The 16,909-nt window shown below is 41.3% G+C and carries 16 protein-coding genes; 11 read left to right on the top strand and 5 right to left on the bottom strand.

All coding sequences use genetic code 11. The features are described from left to right. Positions 1-24: 24 nt before the first annotated feature. From PHC76_RS06760 to rsmA, 4 genes are all read right to left on the bottom strand, one after another. On the bottom strand, positions 25-270 hold the full coding sequence (locus PHC76_RS06760) for a hypothetical protein (protein WP_299971030.1): 246 nt from the start codon (positions 268-270) through the stop codon (positions 25-27). A gap of 142 nt (positions 271-412) precedes the next feature. Continuing rightward, on the bottom strand, positions 413-1,255 hold the full coding sequence (locus tag PHC76_RS06755; RefSeq protein WP_299971027.1) for an FAD-dependent thymidylate synthase: 843 nt from the start codon (positions 1,253-1,255) through the stop codon (positions 413-415). Positions 1,256-1,333: 78 nt separating this feature from the next. Continuing rightward, positions 1,334-3,442, bottom strand: coding sequence for a ribonuclease J (locus tag PHC76_RS06750; protein WP_299971024.1), 2,109 nt, complete (start codon positions 3,440-3,442; stop codon positions 1,334-1,336). 183 nt (positions 3,443-3,625) lie between these two features. Further along, entirely contained in the window at positions 3,626-4,402 is a 777-nt protein-coding gene (gene rsmA / locus PHC76_RS06745) for a 16S rRNA (adenine(1518)-N(6)/adenine(1519)-N(6))-dimethyltransferase RsmA (protein ID WP_299971022.1), read from the bottom strand. A 147-nt stretch (positions 4,403-4,549) separates the two neighbouring features. Between rsmA and hisF the strand changes: the two genes are divergently transcribed. From hisF to rlmN, 7 genes are read left to right on the top strand one after another with little or no spacing between them, the layout of a single operon-like run. Continuing rightward, positions 4,550-5,311 (top strand): imidazole glycerol phosphate synthase subunit HisF, encoded by a 762-nt coding sequence (gene hisF, locus PHC76_RS06740; protein ID WP_299971019.1) that lies wholly within the window; start codon positions 4,550-4,552, stop codon positions 5,309-5,311. A gap of 58 nt (positions 5,312-5,369) precedes the next feature. Continuing rightward, positions 5,370-5,669 (top strand): nucleotidyltransferase domain-containing protein, encoded by a 300-nt coding sequence (locus PHC76_RS06735; RefSeq protein ID WP_299971017.1) that lies wholly within the window; start codon positions 5,370-5,372, stop codon positions 5,667-5,669. Continuing rightward, the gene (locus PHC76_RS06730; protein ID WP_299971015.1) at positions 5,659-6,036 is read left to right on the top strand and encodes a HepT-like ribonuclease domain-containing protein; all 378 of its coding nucleotides are present in this window, start codon (positions 5,659-5,661) and stop codon (positions 6,034-6,036) included. Before PHC76_RS06735 ends, PHC76_RS06730 begins: the two co-directional genes overlap by 11 nt. 25 nt (positions 6,037-6,061) lie before the next feature. Further along, a complete protein-coding gene (locus tag PHC76_RS06725) occupies positions 6,062-8,062 on the top strand; it encodes a DUF4357 domain-containing protein (RefSeq protein WP_299971012.1) in 2,001 nt (666 codons plus the stop codon). Continuing rightward, the gene (locus PHC76_RS06720) at positions 8,059-9,303 is read left to right on the top strand and encodes an McrC family protein (RefSeq protein ID WP_299971010.1); all 1,245 of its coding nucleotides are present in this window, start codon (positions 8,059-8,061) and stop codon (positions 9,301-9,303) included. Before PHC76_RS06725 ends, PHC76_RS06720 begins: the two co-directional genes overlap by 4 nt. Continuing rightward, a complete protein-coding gene (locus tag PHC76_RS06715; protein ID WP_299971009.1) occupies positions 9,281-9,817 on the top strand; it encodes a purine-nucleoside phosphorylase in 537 nt (178 codons plus the stop codon). The genes PHC76_RS06720 and PHC76_RS06715 overlap by 23 nt, the downstream gene beginning before the upstream one ends. Beyond that, positions 9,810-10,904, top strand: coding sequence for a 23S rRNA (adenine(2503)-C(2))-methyltransferase RlmN (gene rlmN / locus PHC76_RS06710; protein WP_299971007.1), 1,095 nt, complete (start codon positions 9,810-9,812; stop codon positions 10,902-10,904). The genes PHC76_RS06715 and rlmN overlap by 8 nt, the downstream gene beginning before the upstream one ends. Before the next feature lie 170 nt (positions 10,905-11,074). Here rlmN and PHC76_RS06705 read toward each other — a convergent pair whose 3' ends face one another. Beyond that, positions 11,075-11,899, bottom strand: coding sequence for a M23 family metallopeptidase (locus PHC76_RS06705; RefSeq protein WP_299971005.1), 825 nt, complete (start codon positions 11,897-11,899; stop codon positions 11,075-11,077). A 184-nt stretch (positions 11,900-12,083) separates the two neighbouring features. On the opposite strand from PHC76_RS06705, the gene PHC76_RS06700 reads away from it, so the two are divergent. The 4 genes from PHC76_RS06700 (at position 12,084) to cheB (ending at position 16,901) form a co-directional block, all read left to right on the top strand. Then, complete coding sequence (locus PHC76_RS06700) at positions 12,084-12,512, top strand: PAS domain-containing protein (protein ID WP_299971002.1); 429 nt, start codon at positions 12,084-12,086, stop codon at positions 12,510-12,512. 79 nt (positions 12,513-12,591) lie between these two features. Next, positions 12,592-14,478 carry a methyl-accepting chemotaxis protein gene (locus PHC76_RS06695; RefSeq protein WP_299970999.1) on the top strand — a complete coding sequence of 629 codons (1,887 nt, stop codon included), beginning with the start codon at positions 12,592-12,594 and terminating at the stop codon, positions 14,476-14,478. Positions 14,479-14,484: 6 nt separating this feature from the next. Next, the gene (locus PHC76_RS06690) at positions 14,485-15,846 is read left to right on the top strand and encodes a chemotaxis protein CheW (protein WP_299970996.1); all 1,362 of its coding nucleotides are present in this window, start codon (positions 14,485-14,487) and stop codon (positions 15,844-15,846) included. After that, on the top strand, positions 15,843-16,901 hold the full coding sequence (gene cheB / locus PHC76_RS06685) for a chemotaxis-specific protein-glutamate methyltransferase CheB (RefSeq protein ID WP_299970993.1): 1,059 nt from the start codon (positions 15,843-15,845) through the stop codon (positions 16,899-16,901). The genes PHC76_RS06690 and cheB overlap by 4 nt, the downstream gene beginning before the upstream one ends. Positions 16,902-16,909: the final 8 nt, after the last annotated feature.

Raw genomic sequence — 16,909 nt, 5'->3', positions numbered from 1 at the left:
CCGTGTCTAGGCATGGAATGACGATTACTTCTGAATTTTATACCCTTTTTTCTCCAAACACTCTTTACATTCAACACTCACTTGACCCATAGCTGCTTTTTGTGCATCATCAAGATTGTAATAACGGCATTGACTAAAATCGGCTTTGACCATCTCTTCACTGTGCCCTTCAGGACATATCATACCGTTAATATTTAGGCTTTTGTGGGTGCATCCTGCTCCTAAAATAGCTAATAAAGTTAATAAAACTATGACACTTTTTCTTTTCATGATTAAAATCCTTTTTTATTTTCTGATACTATAGTAACATAAAAATAATATTGTTAGGAGAAGTAAAAAAAGAATTGGCTTGAGTGAAGTTTTTTGTAGGTGATTTGAGTGTTATGTATTGAGCGAGCTCAATACGAAATATTTATTGACCGAGTAGTTCTTTCATCGCTTCCGCAGTTTTCCTGATTTCCCATTGAGCGTGTTCATCCAGACGAAGCTTGAAATAGTTTGCAAGCTGATTAGGCATGAATGCTCCCCATATTTGAGTATAAGCGGCTTGAGGGATGATTCTGCGCGCTTCTTGGGGCTTAACGCCCGCATCAATGGCATTCATATAATGCTCTACACATAGATCTATAATTTTTTGCGTATCGAAGTCATTAGTCGTAATCGGAACCATTTTTTCGCTAATGTAGAAATCAAATGGAACCCGTTTTCCTGAGACGTATCTGCGAGAAAGCTCTTGCCAATTGACACGATGGCGTACCATTTGTGATCGTGTTGGTAAGTCAACTTTGTATAAAAACACATGAAAGTTTTTTTGGATGATTGCTGCTTCATCAAGGGTATTAAAAATTTGTCTGATATCAAAACTATACCCATCTTTATCGTTTTCAAAATCATAAACGATAGCACGGTAGTTCGTTAGCAAGTATTTGCCCTCTTCGATAAGTTCTCCAAATTTTTTGACATTGCTGTACTCTTTTTGGAGAAGTTCTTGGTGTTGTGGGTTGTTGTAGTCAAGTAGTACGGGGACAAACTCAAATGAGCTGGAAGGAAGTCCCATGGACTCTGCCATTAGACGATTATAAAGAGTTTCACTTCCTAACGCTTTTGGAGATTGGTAGCAGATGGAAGCAACTTGGGTAATTGCTAAAATACGGGTTTCTTCTGAAGTATTAGCTGTAGAAAAATCCCATTTTTCTACAAAAGCAATATTGTCTCCGAAGATATTTTCTTTAGTATTGATTTTTGTAATTGACATTTATTATTCCTATGCAATAGGGTAGTAATTCTAAGGAAGTATAACGAAGAGAAGTGTAAAAGACGCTAAAAGCGTCTTTTACATAACAAAAACGTGAGGAACGATAAGAGGATATTTTTTCATTTTTCGGTAGATATGTTTACGGACGACTTGACGTAAATCATTTTCCAATGCTTTTGGATTTTCAATCAAACCGTGTTTGAGATTGATAAGGAAGTGTTCTAATACATCTTCCATCTCAGCAGCAAATGCTTTGTCGTTGCGATCGGCTACAAGACCGAAGCTGGTAACAAGAGGTTTGGAGAGTAATCGTGAATCGGCAGAGCTGACTTGTGCGACGAGAACCACCATCCCCTCGGATGCCATTTTTTGACGATCAATAACGATGTCATCTTCGATTTGGTGGTTGTTTTGGTTATCGATATAGGTTTTACCGGTTTTAACGGTTTTTGCTTTGCGCATAAATTTAGTACCCACTTCGATACAATCACCATCGGACATAAGGAGAATATTACGCTCAGGAACACCACAAGTGATTGCGGTTTCACGGTGTTTCATGATATGGTTGTATTCACCGTGCACTGGAAGGAAATATTTTGGATTAGTAAGGCGGAGCATCAATTTTTGCTCTTCCATACTGGCGTGACCCGATACGTGAATATCACGATCATTGGCTACTTTTGCGCCGGCACGTTGGAGATAGTTGAGCATCCCTGAAATAGAACCTTCATTCCCTGGAATCGCACGGGCAGAGAGGACGATCAAATCGGTCGGTTTGATTTTGATGTGTCGGTGTTCGCCTATCGCCATGCGGAACAATGCAGAACTTGGTTCTCCTTGGCTTCCTGTAGTGACGATGAGAACATCTTTATCGCTCATACGGTTTGCCTCTTCGGCATCGATGAAGATATTTTTCGGCAATTTGATGTAATCGTATTGCATACACACTTCGAGGTTACGCTCCATAGAACGTCCGATGACACACACCTTGCGGTTGTATTTCATCCCTGTGAGAATCGCTTGATAGACGCGGTGGATGTTCGAACTAAAGGTAGACATGATGACACGCCCCTCAGCTTTAGCAAAAATACGATCAAATCCCGGAGCAACGGTAAGCTCACTTGGCGTCCACTCTTTGTTGTATGAGTTTGTTGAATCTGAGAGGAGACACATTACCCCTTTTTCACCGTAGTGAGCGAGACGGTGTAAATCGGCTGTGTAGCCATCAACTGGTGTATGGTCGATTTTAAAGTCACCTGTGTGGATGATAGTTCCCGCTTTGGTCGTGATTGCCAATGATGAAGAGTCGATGATTGAGTGGGTCATGTGCATCCATTCAATCTCAAAATCGTTTCCGATTTTGTACGGCTGACGTTTCACGATAGGGTTGAAATAACGGCGATATTCACGCATATGGTGTTCGTCGAATTTGTTACCGATCATAGCGAGAGGCAATGGTGTTCCATAAATAGGAAACTGCATCTCTTTGAAGAAATAAGGGACTCCTCCGATATGGTCTTCGTGGGCGTGAGTGATGATAACCGCTACGATTTTTTTACGAATTTCACGCAAATAGGTGAAATCAGGAACGAGAATATCAACACCGTGCATCTCTTCATCGGGGAAACTCATCCCGATATCGATAATGATCGCTTCGTGTTCGGTTTCGATGACGGTGATGTTTCCACCGATTTCCCCTAATCCGCCCAGTGGAGTAATACGCACTTTTTCGTTGTTGTTGAGATCGAGTTTGAAATGGGGGTTAAGACGGTTTTTGTGCGCCTCTTGGTTTTGGTTCACGAAATCGCGTAGGTTTGCATCGATTGGGGTGCTTGGGCTTCCACGACGTCCACCGCGATTGCGATCACGTGAGGATGAGCGATTTTCACTCTCTGTCGCGAGGTTGGTTGCCACTTCACCCTCGGTACGCGGTGGGCGGTTGTCAGGGCGAGGTCCTCGGTTATCGGTACGCGGTGGACGGTTGTCTGTGCGCGGAGGGCGATTATCGGTACGTGCAGGTCGGTTGTCTTGACGTGGCGGGCGATTTTCATCCCGTGGGCGTTGTTCACCGTTGTTCTCTCCCTCTACACGAGTGTCGTTACGTGGGCGGAACGGTCGACGGTTATTGTTGGGTCGGCGTTCACGGTTTTCATTGTTTGGTTGTGTTTCTGTAATTTCATCAGCCATAGAAATATCCTTAAAATATAGTATTGTTGTTATTGGTGCTTGCTTGCTTAATGTTACGCACTAAAACGAATACATCCGTTTTAGTGGCAAGGACTAAAGTCCTTTGCAATCCCCTAAAGCTACAAAAAACGTTGTTTTTCGAGAGAATAGGGCTGTTTTGCTCATTTTAAAAAGTGAGTAACATTAAGACAAAATAGCGTATAACCGGTGAAAGTCAGAGGTACAGAGCTGATGAGGTCGGATGGTGCGTTCTAATTCTAACGCAGAAAATGCGTTTATTAGAGCGTCTCCATCATAGCGTGCAGTGAGATTTTTGTGAAGGGTTTTACGTGGCTGTGTAAAGGCTACGCGTAAAAAATCTTCAAACCCTTCATCATTTCGATTCGACCGTTTTGAAATGAGCAGTACGGCAGAATCGACTTTGGGAGCCGGCTCGAACGCCTCTGGCGGTACATGTAAGACGATTTCAACATCTCCTACACTTTGCGCTATGACGCTGAGTGCTCCAAAAGCTCTCTCATTGGGTGCAGCGGAAAATTTCTCCGCCACTTCACGCTGTATCATGACAAGCAAGTTTTTACACGCCGGATCGGCGAGGGCTTTGAGGATGATGTTGGTCGCGATATAATAGGGCAAATTCGCCACTAAATCGTACGGTTCATCCAAAAGCTCACTCTTCCAATGTTCTAAGACATCTCCGCAACGGAGGGTTAGAGCTTCGGTAGCGATAGCATCGGCAAAATGGTGTTCTAAATGCTTGCACAAGTCGGTATCAACCTCAAAAGCGGTAACACTTTTGACTTTAACTAAATAGTTAGTTAAATCACCTAATCCAGGCCCGATTTCTGCGATACGGTGAGGGGTATCGGGCATCGATTGGATGATTTGTGCTAAAACAGCATGATCACGTAAAAAATTTTGACCAAATTTCTTTTTGGCGATAGTGGCACGATTTTGCATTCTTTGGATTATACCGTATAAAGTGTTAATTGCTCATAAATAGTGAAAATAATATTTTCTTATCGTTACTTTTGGTAATGGGCTATTAAGAGAAGTGGGGTTATAATAAGGGAATTAAGAATGCTATGGCAAGGTAGAGGGTTTGTAATGGATAATTTTTTTGCTAAGCGGATCATCCCGTGTTTGGACGTCAAAGACGGTCGCGTTGTCAAAGGGGTAAATTTCGTCGGTCTCAAAGATGCGGGTGACCCTGTCGAAGTCGCCAAGCGGTATAACGAAGAGGGGGCAGATGAACTCACGTTTCTCGATATTACCGCATCTCACGAAGAGCGCGATACGATTGTCCATATCGTCGAACAAGTAGCGCGGGAGGTATTTATCCCCCTCACCGTCGGCGGAGGGATCCGAGAACTTAACGATATCTATAAACTGCTCAACGTAGGGTGCGATAAAGTGAGCATCAACTCCGCCGCCATCAAACGTCCCGAATTTATCGACGAGGGGGCGAAACGGTTTGGCTCTCAGTGCATTGTCGTCGCTATCGATGTGAAAAAAACGGGGAACCAATACAACGTTTATCTCAACGGTGGTCGTGTTGATACGGGTATCAATGCATTCGAGTGGGCAAAAGAGGTGGTTGATCGCGGAGCGGGGGAGATTCTCCTCACCTCGATGGACGCGGATGGGACGAAAGCGGGATTTGATTTGGACATTACGTCGCAAATCAGCCGTGCAGTGAATGTACCCGTTATCGCCAGTGGTGGTGCGGGAACGATGGAGCATATCCGCGAAGCGTTTGAACACGGTGCCGATGCGGCATTGGCGGCAAGTATTTTCCACTACAAAGAGATTGATATTATGGATCTCAAACGCTACCTTAGTGCCAACGGGATCCCGGTACGACTCTAAGTTGTCAATGTGTTATAATTGAGCTAATAAAAGTTATGAGAAAAAGGGGGATATGTTGATGACAACGATTAAAAAGTCAGATATTTTAGACTACCTTTTTCAACATTTTCAAGAGTTCAAAACCAAATACGATGTCGAGCAAATAGGGCTGTTTGGAAGTTACGCACGTGACGAAGCAAAAGAGGAGAGCGACATCGATATTTTTGTTAAAATGAAACCCTCATTATTCGATATGGTCGCGATTAAAGAACAGATTGAAAATGATCTGCACAAAAAAGTGGACATTGTCCGTGAACACAAACACATGAAACCTCTTTTTTTAGAGATGATTAAAAAAGATGTGATCTATGCACAATGATCGACTATTGATACTGCGCTCTACCCTCGAAGATATTATCACCTCGTTAAAACTCATCCAACAACGATTTCAAAGTATCAAAAGTTCGGATGATTTTCTCAAAGATGAACATGGGCTTGAAAAACTCGACAGCATCTCGATGCGTTTGATCGCCATCGGGGAGGGTTTTAAAAACGTCGATAAGCTCACTGATTTTCAGCTATTGGAAAAATATCCCCAAATACCGTGGAAACAAGTCAAAGGGGTTAGAGATATTTTGTCACATCACTATTTTGATCTCGATGCTGAAACCATTTATGAAATTTGTGCGAATGAGATTGATGGATTGTTAAGTGTTACGATGACGATATTGGGTGAAGTGAAGTAAAAGATTCTTAATAAAGGCAAAATCCATGGAAGAAATAGCCGTCATAACTCATAACCCAAAAGGTGAATGGGGAGATGTTAGACCGACAATAGAACATCAGGGATATTATGATTGGAGTAGAAAAAGTATCGGAAGTCCTAAAATAGGTCAAAAGGTTCTGATATATATCTCAAAGGGTGTTTTTCGCATTGAGTATATTATGCAAATCAGTGAAATTAACGATGAAACGATTAGACTGGACTTGATTACAAAAATTGATGAGGAAAAAGCAAATTTACTACAATTTGAAAACCTTGTAGCTCATGGATTAAAAAGCTCTACCGTTAATTATGTTCTGAATAATAATCAACAATTGTATCAATACGTTTTGAATATTTTAGAAGGGCAATCTATGATAAATAAAGAAAAATTTGATTTGATATGCTCATGTTTAGATCGAGCAATACAAGAAAATAGTGACAGATTACCTCTTGAAACACAAAGAGGGACAAGTATTAATCTAGTCAAACAAGAAAACGGCAATTATAAGATTGTTTTTAATACTGAAAAAGAAACTTATGAGGCTATAACAAAAGACAATTTATACAAGTTTTTATTTGAAGGCTGGAGAGGGAATGAAACTTTAGGAAGAGAAGATGGTAGGATAACTTTATTTGAAGCGATTCACCAATATATCCAAAGTCATTGTGATTTAACTATTCCTTTAGAGAAGCAGTCTTTATCAAAAATCATACATCTTAACCAGATCCTCTACGGTCCTCCCGGTACAGGAAAAACCTATAACACAATCACCAAAGCGTTAGCGATTATTGATGGAAATGTTCCCAGTGAGCGAAAAGAGGCTAAATCCAAATTTGAAGAGTATCGAAAATCAGGACAAATCGAGTTTGTCACTTTTCATCAAAGCTACGGGTATGAAGAGTTTGTCGAAGGGATCAGAGCCATACCTGTCGGAGAAGAGGGGAATGAAGACGGCGAAGAGATGATTTACGCCGTTAAAGACGGTATTTTTAAAAGAATGTCTAAAAATTCACTGGAAAATTACACCAAACACAGTAATCCTGTTGCTAACAAACGAAAATTTTCTCTTCATGCTAAAACATTGAATATTCAAGCCGAAATGATCGAAGAAGATGCTAGCACCTACAGAGTATTAAAAGGCTCAAAAATCCGTAAAGGTCAAGCCGCATCATTTGAAAATTACAACTACGTTGCACTGAAAAACAAACTGTTAGAACATGCTAAATTAAAAGAAGAAGCAGAGTTTTATATCATGGAAGAGGATTATATTTTCCAAAGTATGAGTGCAGCATCTTCGGTGATTCTTGGAAGACAATCAAACGGTTATACCGATTGGAAAGAGATTAGCGATGAAAGTAATTTGTTTAAGAAAGATCAAGAAAAACGAAACTATATTCTTATCATCGACGAAATCAATCGCGGGAATATTTCCAAAATCTTCGGAGAACTTATCACTCTGATCGAACCGAGTAAGCGTATCGGTGCGGATGAAGCGATCAAGCTCCAACTCCCTTATAGTAATGAAGAGTTTGGTGTTCCTCAAAACCTCTATATCATTGGAACTATGAATACGGCTGATCGTAGTATCGCACTGATGGATACGGCATTACGCCGACGGTTTCATTTCGAAGAGATGATGCCCGACTTGGAAACGCTAAATGACAGCATGATCGAGGGGATTGAGTTGAAAAAAATTCTCTCAAAAATCAATCAACGTGTCGAATATCTCTATGATCGGGATCACACGATAGGACACGCTTACTTTATTGATGTTAAGAGCAAAGTCGATTTAGACAATGTGATGCGTAACAAGATTTTCCCTCTTTTACAGGAATATTTTTACGACGATTGGGAAAAAATTCGCATGGTGTTAGGGGATGGATTTATTGATAAAATCGAAGTGAAATCGGATATTTTCGATTACAAACCCGATGAATATCTTGAAGATGAAAAACGCATCTATTCGATTAAAGAGAGTTTTGATTACACAAAACTTCAATCATGATAATAAAAGAGTATGACTTCTTACAATACAAAGATGAACTAAAACCTCACTATATCACACCCCAAAATTTTGAAGCGATTGAAAAATTCGTACTCGAAAACGAGCCAACCGCCGAATATCTCAAACTCACCACCAAAAAAGGGTTTGGAAAAGTTTTGCAGGCTCAAAATTTTGTCGGAGTGATCCAAACCAAAGACGGTACAACTATCGAAATTCTCCCTAAAATTTTCCAAAATGATGACCCTAAACAAGCAAAAGAGATTTTATTTAAAATGCTTCGGACACTCAGAAACTCACCTTTTCGGAGTTTTAATTCGGCACATTTGCAGAGTGCTAAAATGCCTCTGTTTGAGATATTTATCACAATGTTTTTGGATGAGCTTGCCAAACTTATCCAGCGTGGGATTAAGAGTGACTATCTAGCCCGTGAAGAGAATCTCCCCTTTCTTAAAGGGAAGCTCAAAATGGGAGAGCATATTAAACAAAACTTTATCCACAAAGAGCGATTTTTTGTTGAATATGAAGAGTTTAGCAGTGATCGTGTCGAAAATCGGCTAATTAAAAGCTCATTGCAATACCTCTACAAGCGATCCACATCCAATCGTAATCAACAACGGATTCGAGAATTTTTGTTTGTATTCGATTCTATTGCGCCGTCAGTGGATTTTAAAACCGATTTCTCTAAAGTAAAACTCAATCGGCAGATGAGGGATTATGAGCAAGTTTTGATTTGGTGCAAAACATTTTTAGAAAACAATAGCTTTAGTCCCTACAAAGGGAATGATCTTTCATTCGCACTTTTATTTGATATGAATTTACTATTTGAAAGCTATGTAGCGGCGTATTTGCGCCGACAGTATGAGCACATCACTACTCAGGATAAAACACACCATTTGGCATATGAAAACGGTTCGGGGAAATTCAGACTCAAACCCGACATCGTTATTTATCACGATGGACAGATGATTATCGCCGATACAAAATGGAAAATTTTAGACGAGGTAAAAACCAATAACGGTGTGAGTCAAAGTGATATGTATCAGCTTTATGCTTATGGCACAAAATACGAGCAATGCAAAGATATGTATCTGATCTATCCAAAAAACAAAGAAGTGAGTGGAAACCATTTCCATTACTTTAACCAATCAACTTGTGAATCAAATCAAGGTCTAAATCTAAAAGTAGTATTCTTCGATTTACTAAATAATAAGGTGTGTGATGATTCTCTGTGCCGGCAATAACGAAACGTTTGATTTTGCGATACCGATAGGGGTGGGGCTGATTGACAGTGCGATCAATCTCACGCGACACTGTTTGGTTCACAAACCCGAATTTCTCCTCTTCGTCGGGAGTGCGGGGAGTTATGGTGAACATAAAATCAACGACATTATCGAGTCTAAAACAGCGGCTAACATCGAGTTAGGATTTTTGGACAAAAGTGCCTATACCCCTATCGATAACGTCGTTTCTGCGCAAACTGAAAACGTCAAAGATGTTATCGTCAACTGCTCCAACTACATCACCACGAGTGAGAGGGCGATGGAGCAAATGAGAGCATTGGGGATGGGGATTGAAAACATGGAGTTTTTTAGTGTTATGCGGGTGGCTCAGGTTTTCGGTATCCCTGCTGGGGGTGTTTTTTGTATCACCAACTATTGCGATGCCAATGCTCATCGGGACTTTATCGCCAATCACGGGTTTGCGAAAGTATTGCTTCGTGAACATCTCAAAGAAAAAGGGTTAATCCATGGCTAAAAAATCTATTTTGGATTACACCAAAGCGGAACTCGCACATCTAGTGAAACCGTCGTTTCGCGCCAAACAGATTTGGGGATGGATTTATCATCAGTATGCGACGAGTTTTGAGACAATGGCAAATCTCCCCAAAGCGATGCGTGAAGAGTTGGAATCTGAGTATGAGATTATGCCCCTCAAAATCGCCCGTAAAGAGTGTTCAACCGATGGGACGATTAAATATCTTTTCGAACTCAGTGATGGCAAAACCATCGAGACGGTGTGGCTCAAGATGAAAGACGAGTCCATCGACGATGAAGGGAACATCGAACATGAAGCTCGCTTTACGGTGTGTGTCTCGACGCAGGTAGGGTGCAAGGTGGGATGTTCATTTTGTCTCACCGCCAAGGGGGGGTTTACTCGTGATTTGAGTGCGGGAGAGATTGTGGCGCAAGTGTTAGCGGTGAAGATGGATAATAATCTCGCTGCTCATCGACGGCTCAATATCGTCTACATGGGGATGGGGGAACCGCTCGATAATCTGGACAATCTCGCGAAAGCGATTACGATTCTCAAAGATGAAGAGGGACTCTCTATTTCAGGGAAACGGCAAACCGTTTCGACGAGCGGATTAAGTACTAAAATCGATAAACTGGGTCAGATGGATTTAGGGGTTCATATCGCCATCTCGCTCCATGCGGTCGATGATGAACTCCGTAGTGAGCTGATACCGATGAACAAAGCGTATAACATCGCTTCGATTATCGAGGCGGTGAAGCGGTTTCCTATCGATACCCGTAAACGGGTGATGTTTGAGTATTTGGTTATCAAAAATAAAAATGATGATCTGACTTCGGCAAAAAAACTGGTTAAGCTGTTGCACGGAATTAAGTCCAAAGTAAATCTAATCTTTTTTAATCCGTATGAAGGGTCGCCTTATCAACGCCCGACGCGTGCCGATATGGTGGCATTTCAGGAGTATCTGATCAAACACGGAGTATTGTGTACTATCCGTGATTCCAAAGGGTTGGATATCAGTGCCGCATGTGGGCAGTTGAAAGAAAAAGAGCTTACCGCAGAGTCATTGCGGACTTCACGTGCCCTTTAGGGTAGATCCGCAATCTAAGATCCTGAATCAAGTTCAGGATGACAGAAAAAATGTTTAAAGGAAAAATATGACCGCAATGGACTGGTTTCAAGTGGGATTTTTGGTGATTGTTGTGGGTGTTGGTCTCGGCGGATTTGTGTGGGCGGTGATGAAAAAGGATTGAACCCTTTTTAAAACACTCTGTTTGGATCAAATAATTTATTGATTTGTGTTAGTAAATCGATTGGGTCAGTTTGAACTCCGTAAATCATAATGCCAAAATGTAAATGGGGACCGGTAATCCGTCCTGTTGCTCCTGTTAGCCCGATTGTTTGAGCTCTCTCTATCCTATCTCCCACTTTGACATCAAATCGGCTCATGTGAAAATAACAACTGTATAACCCCTCTCCATGATCGATGATAACCGTCCCCCCTGCATAGTAACGATCTTTTGCCAATACGACAACTCCAGCATTGGTTGCAAGAATCGGCAAAGGGGTGCGTGCCCTAAAATCAACCCCTCCGTGATAGCTTTTTAGTGTGCCGTTATAGGTGCGTGCAGAGCCGTATTCGCTCGTTGTATTCGAATCTAGCGGGCGGATGAAAGGTTTATTCCAATAACGCGCGGATGTTATCGTGTTATAGATTTTTTCGGCTTCAGCTTTCTCTTCGGCAATTCGTTGAAGCACTTCAGTGGGCGGGGAGACTTTTGAGTTATCTACGGTGAGAACTTCAATAGGATAGGGGGCATTAATGATATTCAGTTCGATAGAGAGATTATCATCAGAGGTTACCCATGTGAGGGTATCAAGTGTCGGATGGGTATAGTAATCGATGGGGACTATAGCAAATCCTTGGGTAAGAGAGAGTGGATGAGGGAGAAGTGGAAAGGTAGAATTTCCCTCTTGTATGTAACCAATGGCGGCAGTAGTGGGGATAAGGATACTTTTCCCGTTTCCGACTTCGAGGGCTAGCAGAGAAGCGATAGAGAGATAAAGAGAGAATAATAGTTTCATACAAGGGTACTTTAGTTAAGAGAATACGGGTTCAAATTTTTGAGTTGACATTATGACAAATCAGACCTTTATCCCCGTTGGCGTTTAAAATGACAATAAGAATAAATAATGTTCTATTCAGTGTATATTTAGAAATCTAACGTTAAGCTACATATGGCTAAGTCTCTTAATGGAGGGAAAAATAATGGTTAAACCCGAGGAAAAAACTCAGAACAATAGGTTAATGTTTATGGATGATGGAGAGGTGATGTATGATGAGCTCTATCTTTTGAGTGAAACCGATGAGAAAGGGATCATCACTTATGCAAACGACTCGTTCTACAACGTTGCGGGATGGGGTAAGGATGATTTGGTAGGGCAACCGCATAACGTGATTCGTCATCCTGATATGCCACGAGCTGCGTTTAGATCATTGTGGCACGATATCCAAGAAAAAGGGTTTTGGACCGGTATGGTTAAAAATGCCCGTAAAGGGGGAGGATTTTATTGGGTATATGCGACTGTAATGCGTTCTATCGATAAAAATGGAAATATTAAATATGCCTCTATTCGGATTAAGCCTACGCGCGATGAGATAAAAAAAGCTGAGGCATTATATGCCAATTGGGAATAAAGTAAATTCAGTGTTTTAGCCGAGTTGCCAATCGAAAGTGCTTTTCGATGGCGTTTGAATAAGTAACGGAGGAAATAACATGGCATTAGTAAGAAGATCAGATAGTGCATCTTTATCGATGAATGGAAGTGTAGGACCCGAAAAACGACGGCAGCGGACGTTAGCAAAACAACAACAAATTTCAGAGAGTATAGCTGGGATTGCCACAACTATTTTGGACAATGCGCAAGAGAGCGTTAGTGCGATTGAACAGCTCAAAAGCTCCATGGAGCAAATCGCGACTGCAGCGGAAGAGAACAGCGGAGCGAGTGAACAAGCTCTTAAAAATGTTCGAGCTATTAGCTCCAATATAACCCGTATGACGAGCAGTATTGATACAGTTATTAGCTCTACGCTGGCAGCAGGTGAGAATATAGTGAGTTCAGTTGGCACGATTAATGCCTCCGTTGATCGTATGGCAAAAGCAGTTCATGTTGCGAAAGTCTCTTCTAAAAAATCGGAAGAGTTAAAGCTGTCGTCCGAAAATATTGGTGAAGCGGTTGGTTTTATTGCCAAAATTGCTGACCAAACAAATCTGTTAGCTCTTAATGCCGCTATTGAAGCGAGTCGAGCAAAAGAACACGGTAAAGGGTTTGCTGTCGTAGCGGATGAGACACGTGCACTCGCGGGAGAATCGGAAAAAAATGCTGAGTTTATCTCCCGTTTGGTTAACAAAATCCAAGAGAGTATCGATGGAATCATTAAAAGTATTAATAGAACTACTAATATTATAGAACAAACGGGTGGTCGCGGAAGTGCACTTAGTCAAAAAATGGAAGAGCTGACCAAAATCGCTACCTATTCGGTTGAATCAGCACGCTCTATGAGCGGGTATACACAAAGCTTGAGCAATTCGATTACTTTTATCAATGATGGTTCAAAAGAGATTGCTGATGCATCGGGTGAGATTGCTAAATCGGTTGAAAAAACATTAAACAGTATCGAGATGCAGAGTAATTCTTTGATACAAACCGAAGAGGATATTAAAGAACTCAACAATCTCTCTGAAGAACTCAAATATTCTACCGATACGATGAAATCCGCCGAAGAGATTGCAGCTTCTGCTGATGCGATCAGCTCTTCAATGGAAGATATTCAAATGTCACTCAAAGAGGTAACGACGGGACTCAATCAAATCGAATCGGCATCGCAAGCGACAAATCATAGTGCCATAGCCAATAAAGAGTTATTTGAAAGCGGTGTTTCAGCCTCCAAAGATATCGCTAAACTGATAGAAATCGTCCGCCGAAATTTTGATTTGCTTAAAATATCGTTTGCCGATGTAAAAGGTCAAATAATAGGGATAGGAGATGATTTTACCGCCTCAATGAATGAAGGTGGAAGTGCGAGCAGTGAGCTTAATGTTATTATTAAAGAGACCCGAAATGTGGATAAAACGGTCGGCAGTATCTCTAAAAGTATTGTTCAGCTTAATATGTTGGCAATTAGTGGATCGATTGAAGCCGCACGAGCAGGGGATTTTGGGAAAGGGTTTGCGGTTGTAAGTAGCGATATCCGTAATCTTGCTAAAGATTCTGAGAGTAATACCGAAAAAATTAACGATACTATCGAATCGATGAATGCAGAGATCGATACAGTTCGCACAGAATGGTTAAAGCTTCTGGTTAATCAAGAGCTAGAAAAGGAACAAATTACTGCCCTTGTTACTGAAATTGACAAAATCACAGCCATGTTGGTTGATTTATTGGATCGTTTTACCGGACTTAAATCAATAAACGATCAAAATATTGAAGGGTTGAACCAAGGTCTTATCGGTATCAGCGAAATTCAAAAAGCAGTAGAGCTATCTGCTCGTAATGCGCAAGAATCTCGTAAAGCAAGTGAACTTATCATTGAAACAGTGAATCATATCTCTGAGGGTGTTGAGGAGCTTGCCGTTATGGCAGACGAGCTTCAACAAGGATAAAGTTTGATGCCTATCGAAGAAATATTGATCATACGGCACGCAGGAAATCCTTTTGGACTTTCTACGGTATTTATTGAGCAAATTCTTCGTGTGCCTGATATTTCTCCTTTGGTATTAAGTCCTATAGAGGTGTGTGGATTATGTGTTGTTGGGGGTAATATTTCAACACTGTTGGATTTGAATAGACTTTTGGGATTTACCCCTTGCAGCGGTGTAGAGGCTAAAAATCGGATTATTACTTTGAATGGACCTTTTCACGGTATTGCTTTTTTGGTAGATGAGGTGAGTGTTTCGGTTTCGGTTGAACCCTCATCTGTTGAATATGCTGATAATAGCGACGATTGTATACTGGCAATTGTCCACGTAAATGATGAGCTGATTCAAGTAGTGGATATAGAAGCTGCATTGCACCGTATACAAAAAGTGGGAGCTATGCCGCGCTCTGTAGGGGATAAAAAAAGATTTGATGCAATCCAATCATCGAGAGAGGATGATTATCAACGCTATGTCGTATTTAGAATGGGAAATGAAGAGTATGCGATTAAGATTGATCAACTCTCTGAAATCCTCAATACTAATACGCCTATAACGCCTATTCTCGGTGCTAATTTTGAGATAGAGGGGATGATTTCACTCCGTGAAGAGTTGATTTTAGTGGCTGATTTGCGCCGCTATTTTCAGTATGAGACGCAATCAAATGATAAAAATCGAATAATAATCTTGGAACGTAATGGAAAAACATTAGGGACCATTGTTGATGAGATTGTCGATATCCGTGAGTTTAGTAATAGTGAACTTGATCTACGCAATGATGATGAGAATCATATTGCAGGGGTTGCCCGATACAAAGAGGAGATAATTTCGCTGATAGGAGCTGAATTGGTTGATACCTTAATTGCGCGAAATGAAGAGTTTATTCCTCTGAATGGCAGTCATGTGGATGATGAAAGAAATAAAGAGATTATGGAAGTAGTGATCTTTACACTTGGGGAAGAGGAGTATGCTTTTCCAATTGAAGAGGTAGCGGAGATTATTGATAGGATACCTTTAACTCCCGTGTTTAATGGACCCGATTTAGTAGAAGGGGTGATTAATATACGAGGACAAATCATCACTATAGGATCACTTTATAAGCGACTGGGAATAAATCCATTTATCGATCATGATCAAAAAATTATGATATGTCAGGGAAATATTGGATTTTTTGTTAACAGCGTGAGTGATGTATTAGGAATCCGTGAATCGGAAATACATCCCGATGAGAGTGGTGAATCGATATTTTCGAATGTATTAAGTCTCAATAATGGAGAGCGGTTGATATTATTATTTAATAAAGAGATCTCAAAACTGATCGGAGTTGAGAGATGAAAAAAGTGTTGATCGCGGATGATTCCGCATTGGTTCGTAAACAGCTCAGTGAGATTATTGCGGAACTTGATTTTGAAATTCATACAGCCCGTAACGGTGAAGAGGCGATCAAGATGGCGATAGAGACGCAGTATGATGTTATCACAATGGATATCAATATGCCCGTTACCGATGGACTTACAGCGGTTCGACGTATTATGGAGGAACGTCCAACACCCATTTTGATGATTAGTTCGCTCACCACAGAGAGTGCAGGGATTACAATGGAAGCACTCGATGCGGGAGCGGTTGACTATATTGCAAAACCGGGGACGATGAATGTCGGAAGAAATGAAAACAGAGAAGATATACTCTCTAAAGTTAAGTCTCTCAGCCGTATCCCTCCCCGCAGACTCAAATCGGTTGCTCGCCGCCCGATTCAAAGAGAACGTCCGCTGAGTGTTAGGGAAAAAGTGCGTGGAACGCATGCTGTTTCGGATGAGGTCACGAAAGTATTGCTTATTGGTGCTTCTACGGGAGGACCGGGACTGATTGAGAAAATTTGTGTGGCACTTCCTGCCGGATTTCCCTATGCGGTTTGTGTTGTTCAGCATATGCCGGAGCAGTTTACTGCTGCATTCGCGACACGTCTTGATCGGGTAAGCACACTCCCTGTTGTGGAGACAAAGGATCACTTGGAGCTTGCGAATGGGGTGATCTTTTTAGCACGAGGAGGGGTTCATCTCCATTTTGCCAAAAAAGTGACCGGAAAAATAGTTGTTCGAGAAGAGAAAAATAAAAATAACCGCTATTTTCAGCCCAGTGTTGATGAGATGTTTGAGGGTGCCCTCAATGTCTTTTCCGGTGATCAGATTACAGCGGTATTGTTAACCGGTATAGGAGATGATGGAGCTGATGGGATGGTAAAAATCAAAAAAGCGGGTGGATTTACGATTGGTGAGAGCGAAGAGACGGCAACCGTATACGGTATGCCAAAAGAGGCGTTTGAACGTGGTGGCGTGTCCCAGCAGCTTCCATTTCCAAAAATAGTACGCTCTTTGCAAATACTACGCTAAAGGGAGAT

Source organism: Sulfuricurvum sp. (assembly GCF_028710345.1).
Taxonomy (GTDB): domain Bacteria; phylum Campylobacterota; class Campylobacteria; order Campylobacterales; family Sulfurimonadaceae; genus Sulfuricurvum.
Note: the sequence above shows the minus strand (reverse complement) of the source record. Positions and strands in the feature narration are given on the sequence as shown.

Excerpts from the sequence above, each read along its gene's own strand:
- PHC76_RS06735 (WP_299971017.1), top strand. The coding sequence starts at position 5,370 with ATGACAACGATTAAAAAGTCAGATATTTTAGACTACCTTTTTCAACAT.
- PHC76_RS06690 (WP_299970996.1), top strand. The coding sequence starts at position 14,485 with ATGCCTATCGAAGAAATATTGATCATACGGCACGCAGGAAATCCTTTT.
- PHC76_RS06760 (WP_299971030.1), bottom strand. The coding sequence starts at position 270 with ATGAAAAGAAAAAGTGTCATAGTTTTATTAACTTTATTAGCTATTTTA.
- PHC76_RS06720 (WP_299971010.1), top strand. The coding sequence starts at position 8,059 with ATGATAATAAAAGAGTATGACTTCTTACAATACAAAGATGAACTAAAA.
- PHC76_RS06695 (WP_299970999.1), top strand. The coding sequence starts at position 12,592 with ATGGCATTAGTAAGAAGATCAGATAGTGCATCTTTATCGATGAATGGA.
- PHC76_RS06715 (WP_299971009.1), top strand. The coding sequence starts at position 9,281 with ATGATTCTCTGTGCCGGCAATAACGAAACGTTTGATTTTGCGATACCG.
- PHC76_RS06705 (WP_299971005.1), bottom strand. The coding sequence starts at position 11,899 with ATGAAACTATTATTCTCTCTTTATCTCTCTATCGCTTCTCTGCTAGCC.
- PHC76_RS06725 (WP_299971012.1), top strand. The coding sequence starts at position 6,062 with ATGGAAGAAATAGCCGTCATAACTCATAACCCAAAAGGTGAATGGGGA.
- rsmA (WP_299971022.1), bottom strand. The coding sequence starts at position 4,402 with ATGCAAAATCGTGCCACTATCGCCAAAAAGAAATTTGGTCAAAATTTT.
- PHC76_RS06755 (WP_299971027.1), bottom strand. The coding sequence starts at position 1,255 with ATGTCAATTACAAAAATCAATACTAAAGAAAATATCTTCGGAGACAAT.
- hisF (WP_299971019.1), top strand. The coding sequence starts at position 4,550 with ATGGATAATTTTTTTGCTAAGCGGATCATCCCGTGTTTGGACGTCAAA.
- rlmN (WP_299971007.1), top strand. The coding sequence starts at position 9,810 with ATGGCTAAAAAATCTATTTTGGATTACACCAAAGCGGAACTCGCACAT.
- cheB (WP_299970993.1), top strand. The coding sequence starts at position 15,843 with ATGAAAAAAGTGTTGATCGCGGATGATTCCGCATTGGTTCGTAAACAG.
- PHC76_RS06700 (WP_299971002.1), top strand. The coding sequence starts at position 12,084 with ATGGTTAAACCCGAGGAAAAAACTCAGAACAATAGGTTAATGTTTATG.
- PHC76_RS06750 (WP_299971024.1), bottom strand. The coding sequence starts at position 3,442 with ATGGCTGATGAAATTACAGAAACACAACCAAACAATGAAAACCGTGAA.
- PHC76_RS06730 (WP_299971015.1), top strand. The coding sequence starts at position 5,659 with ATGCACAATGATCGACTATTGATACTGCGCTCTACCCTCGAAGATATT.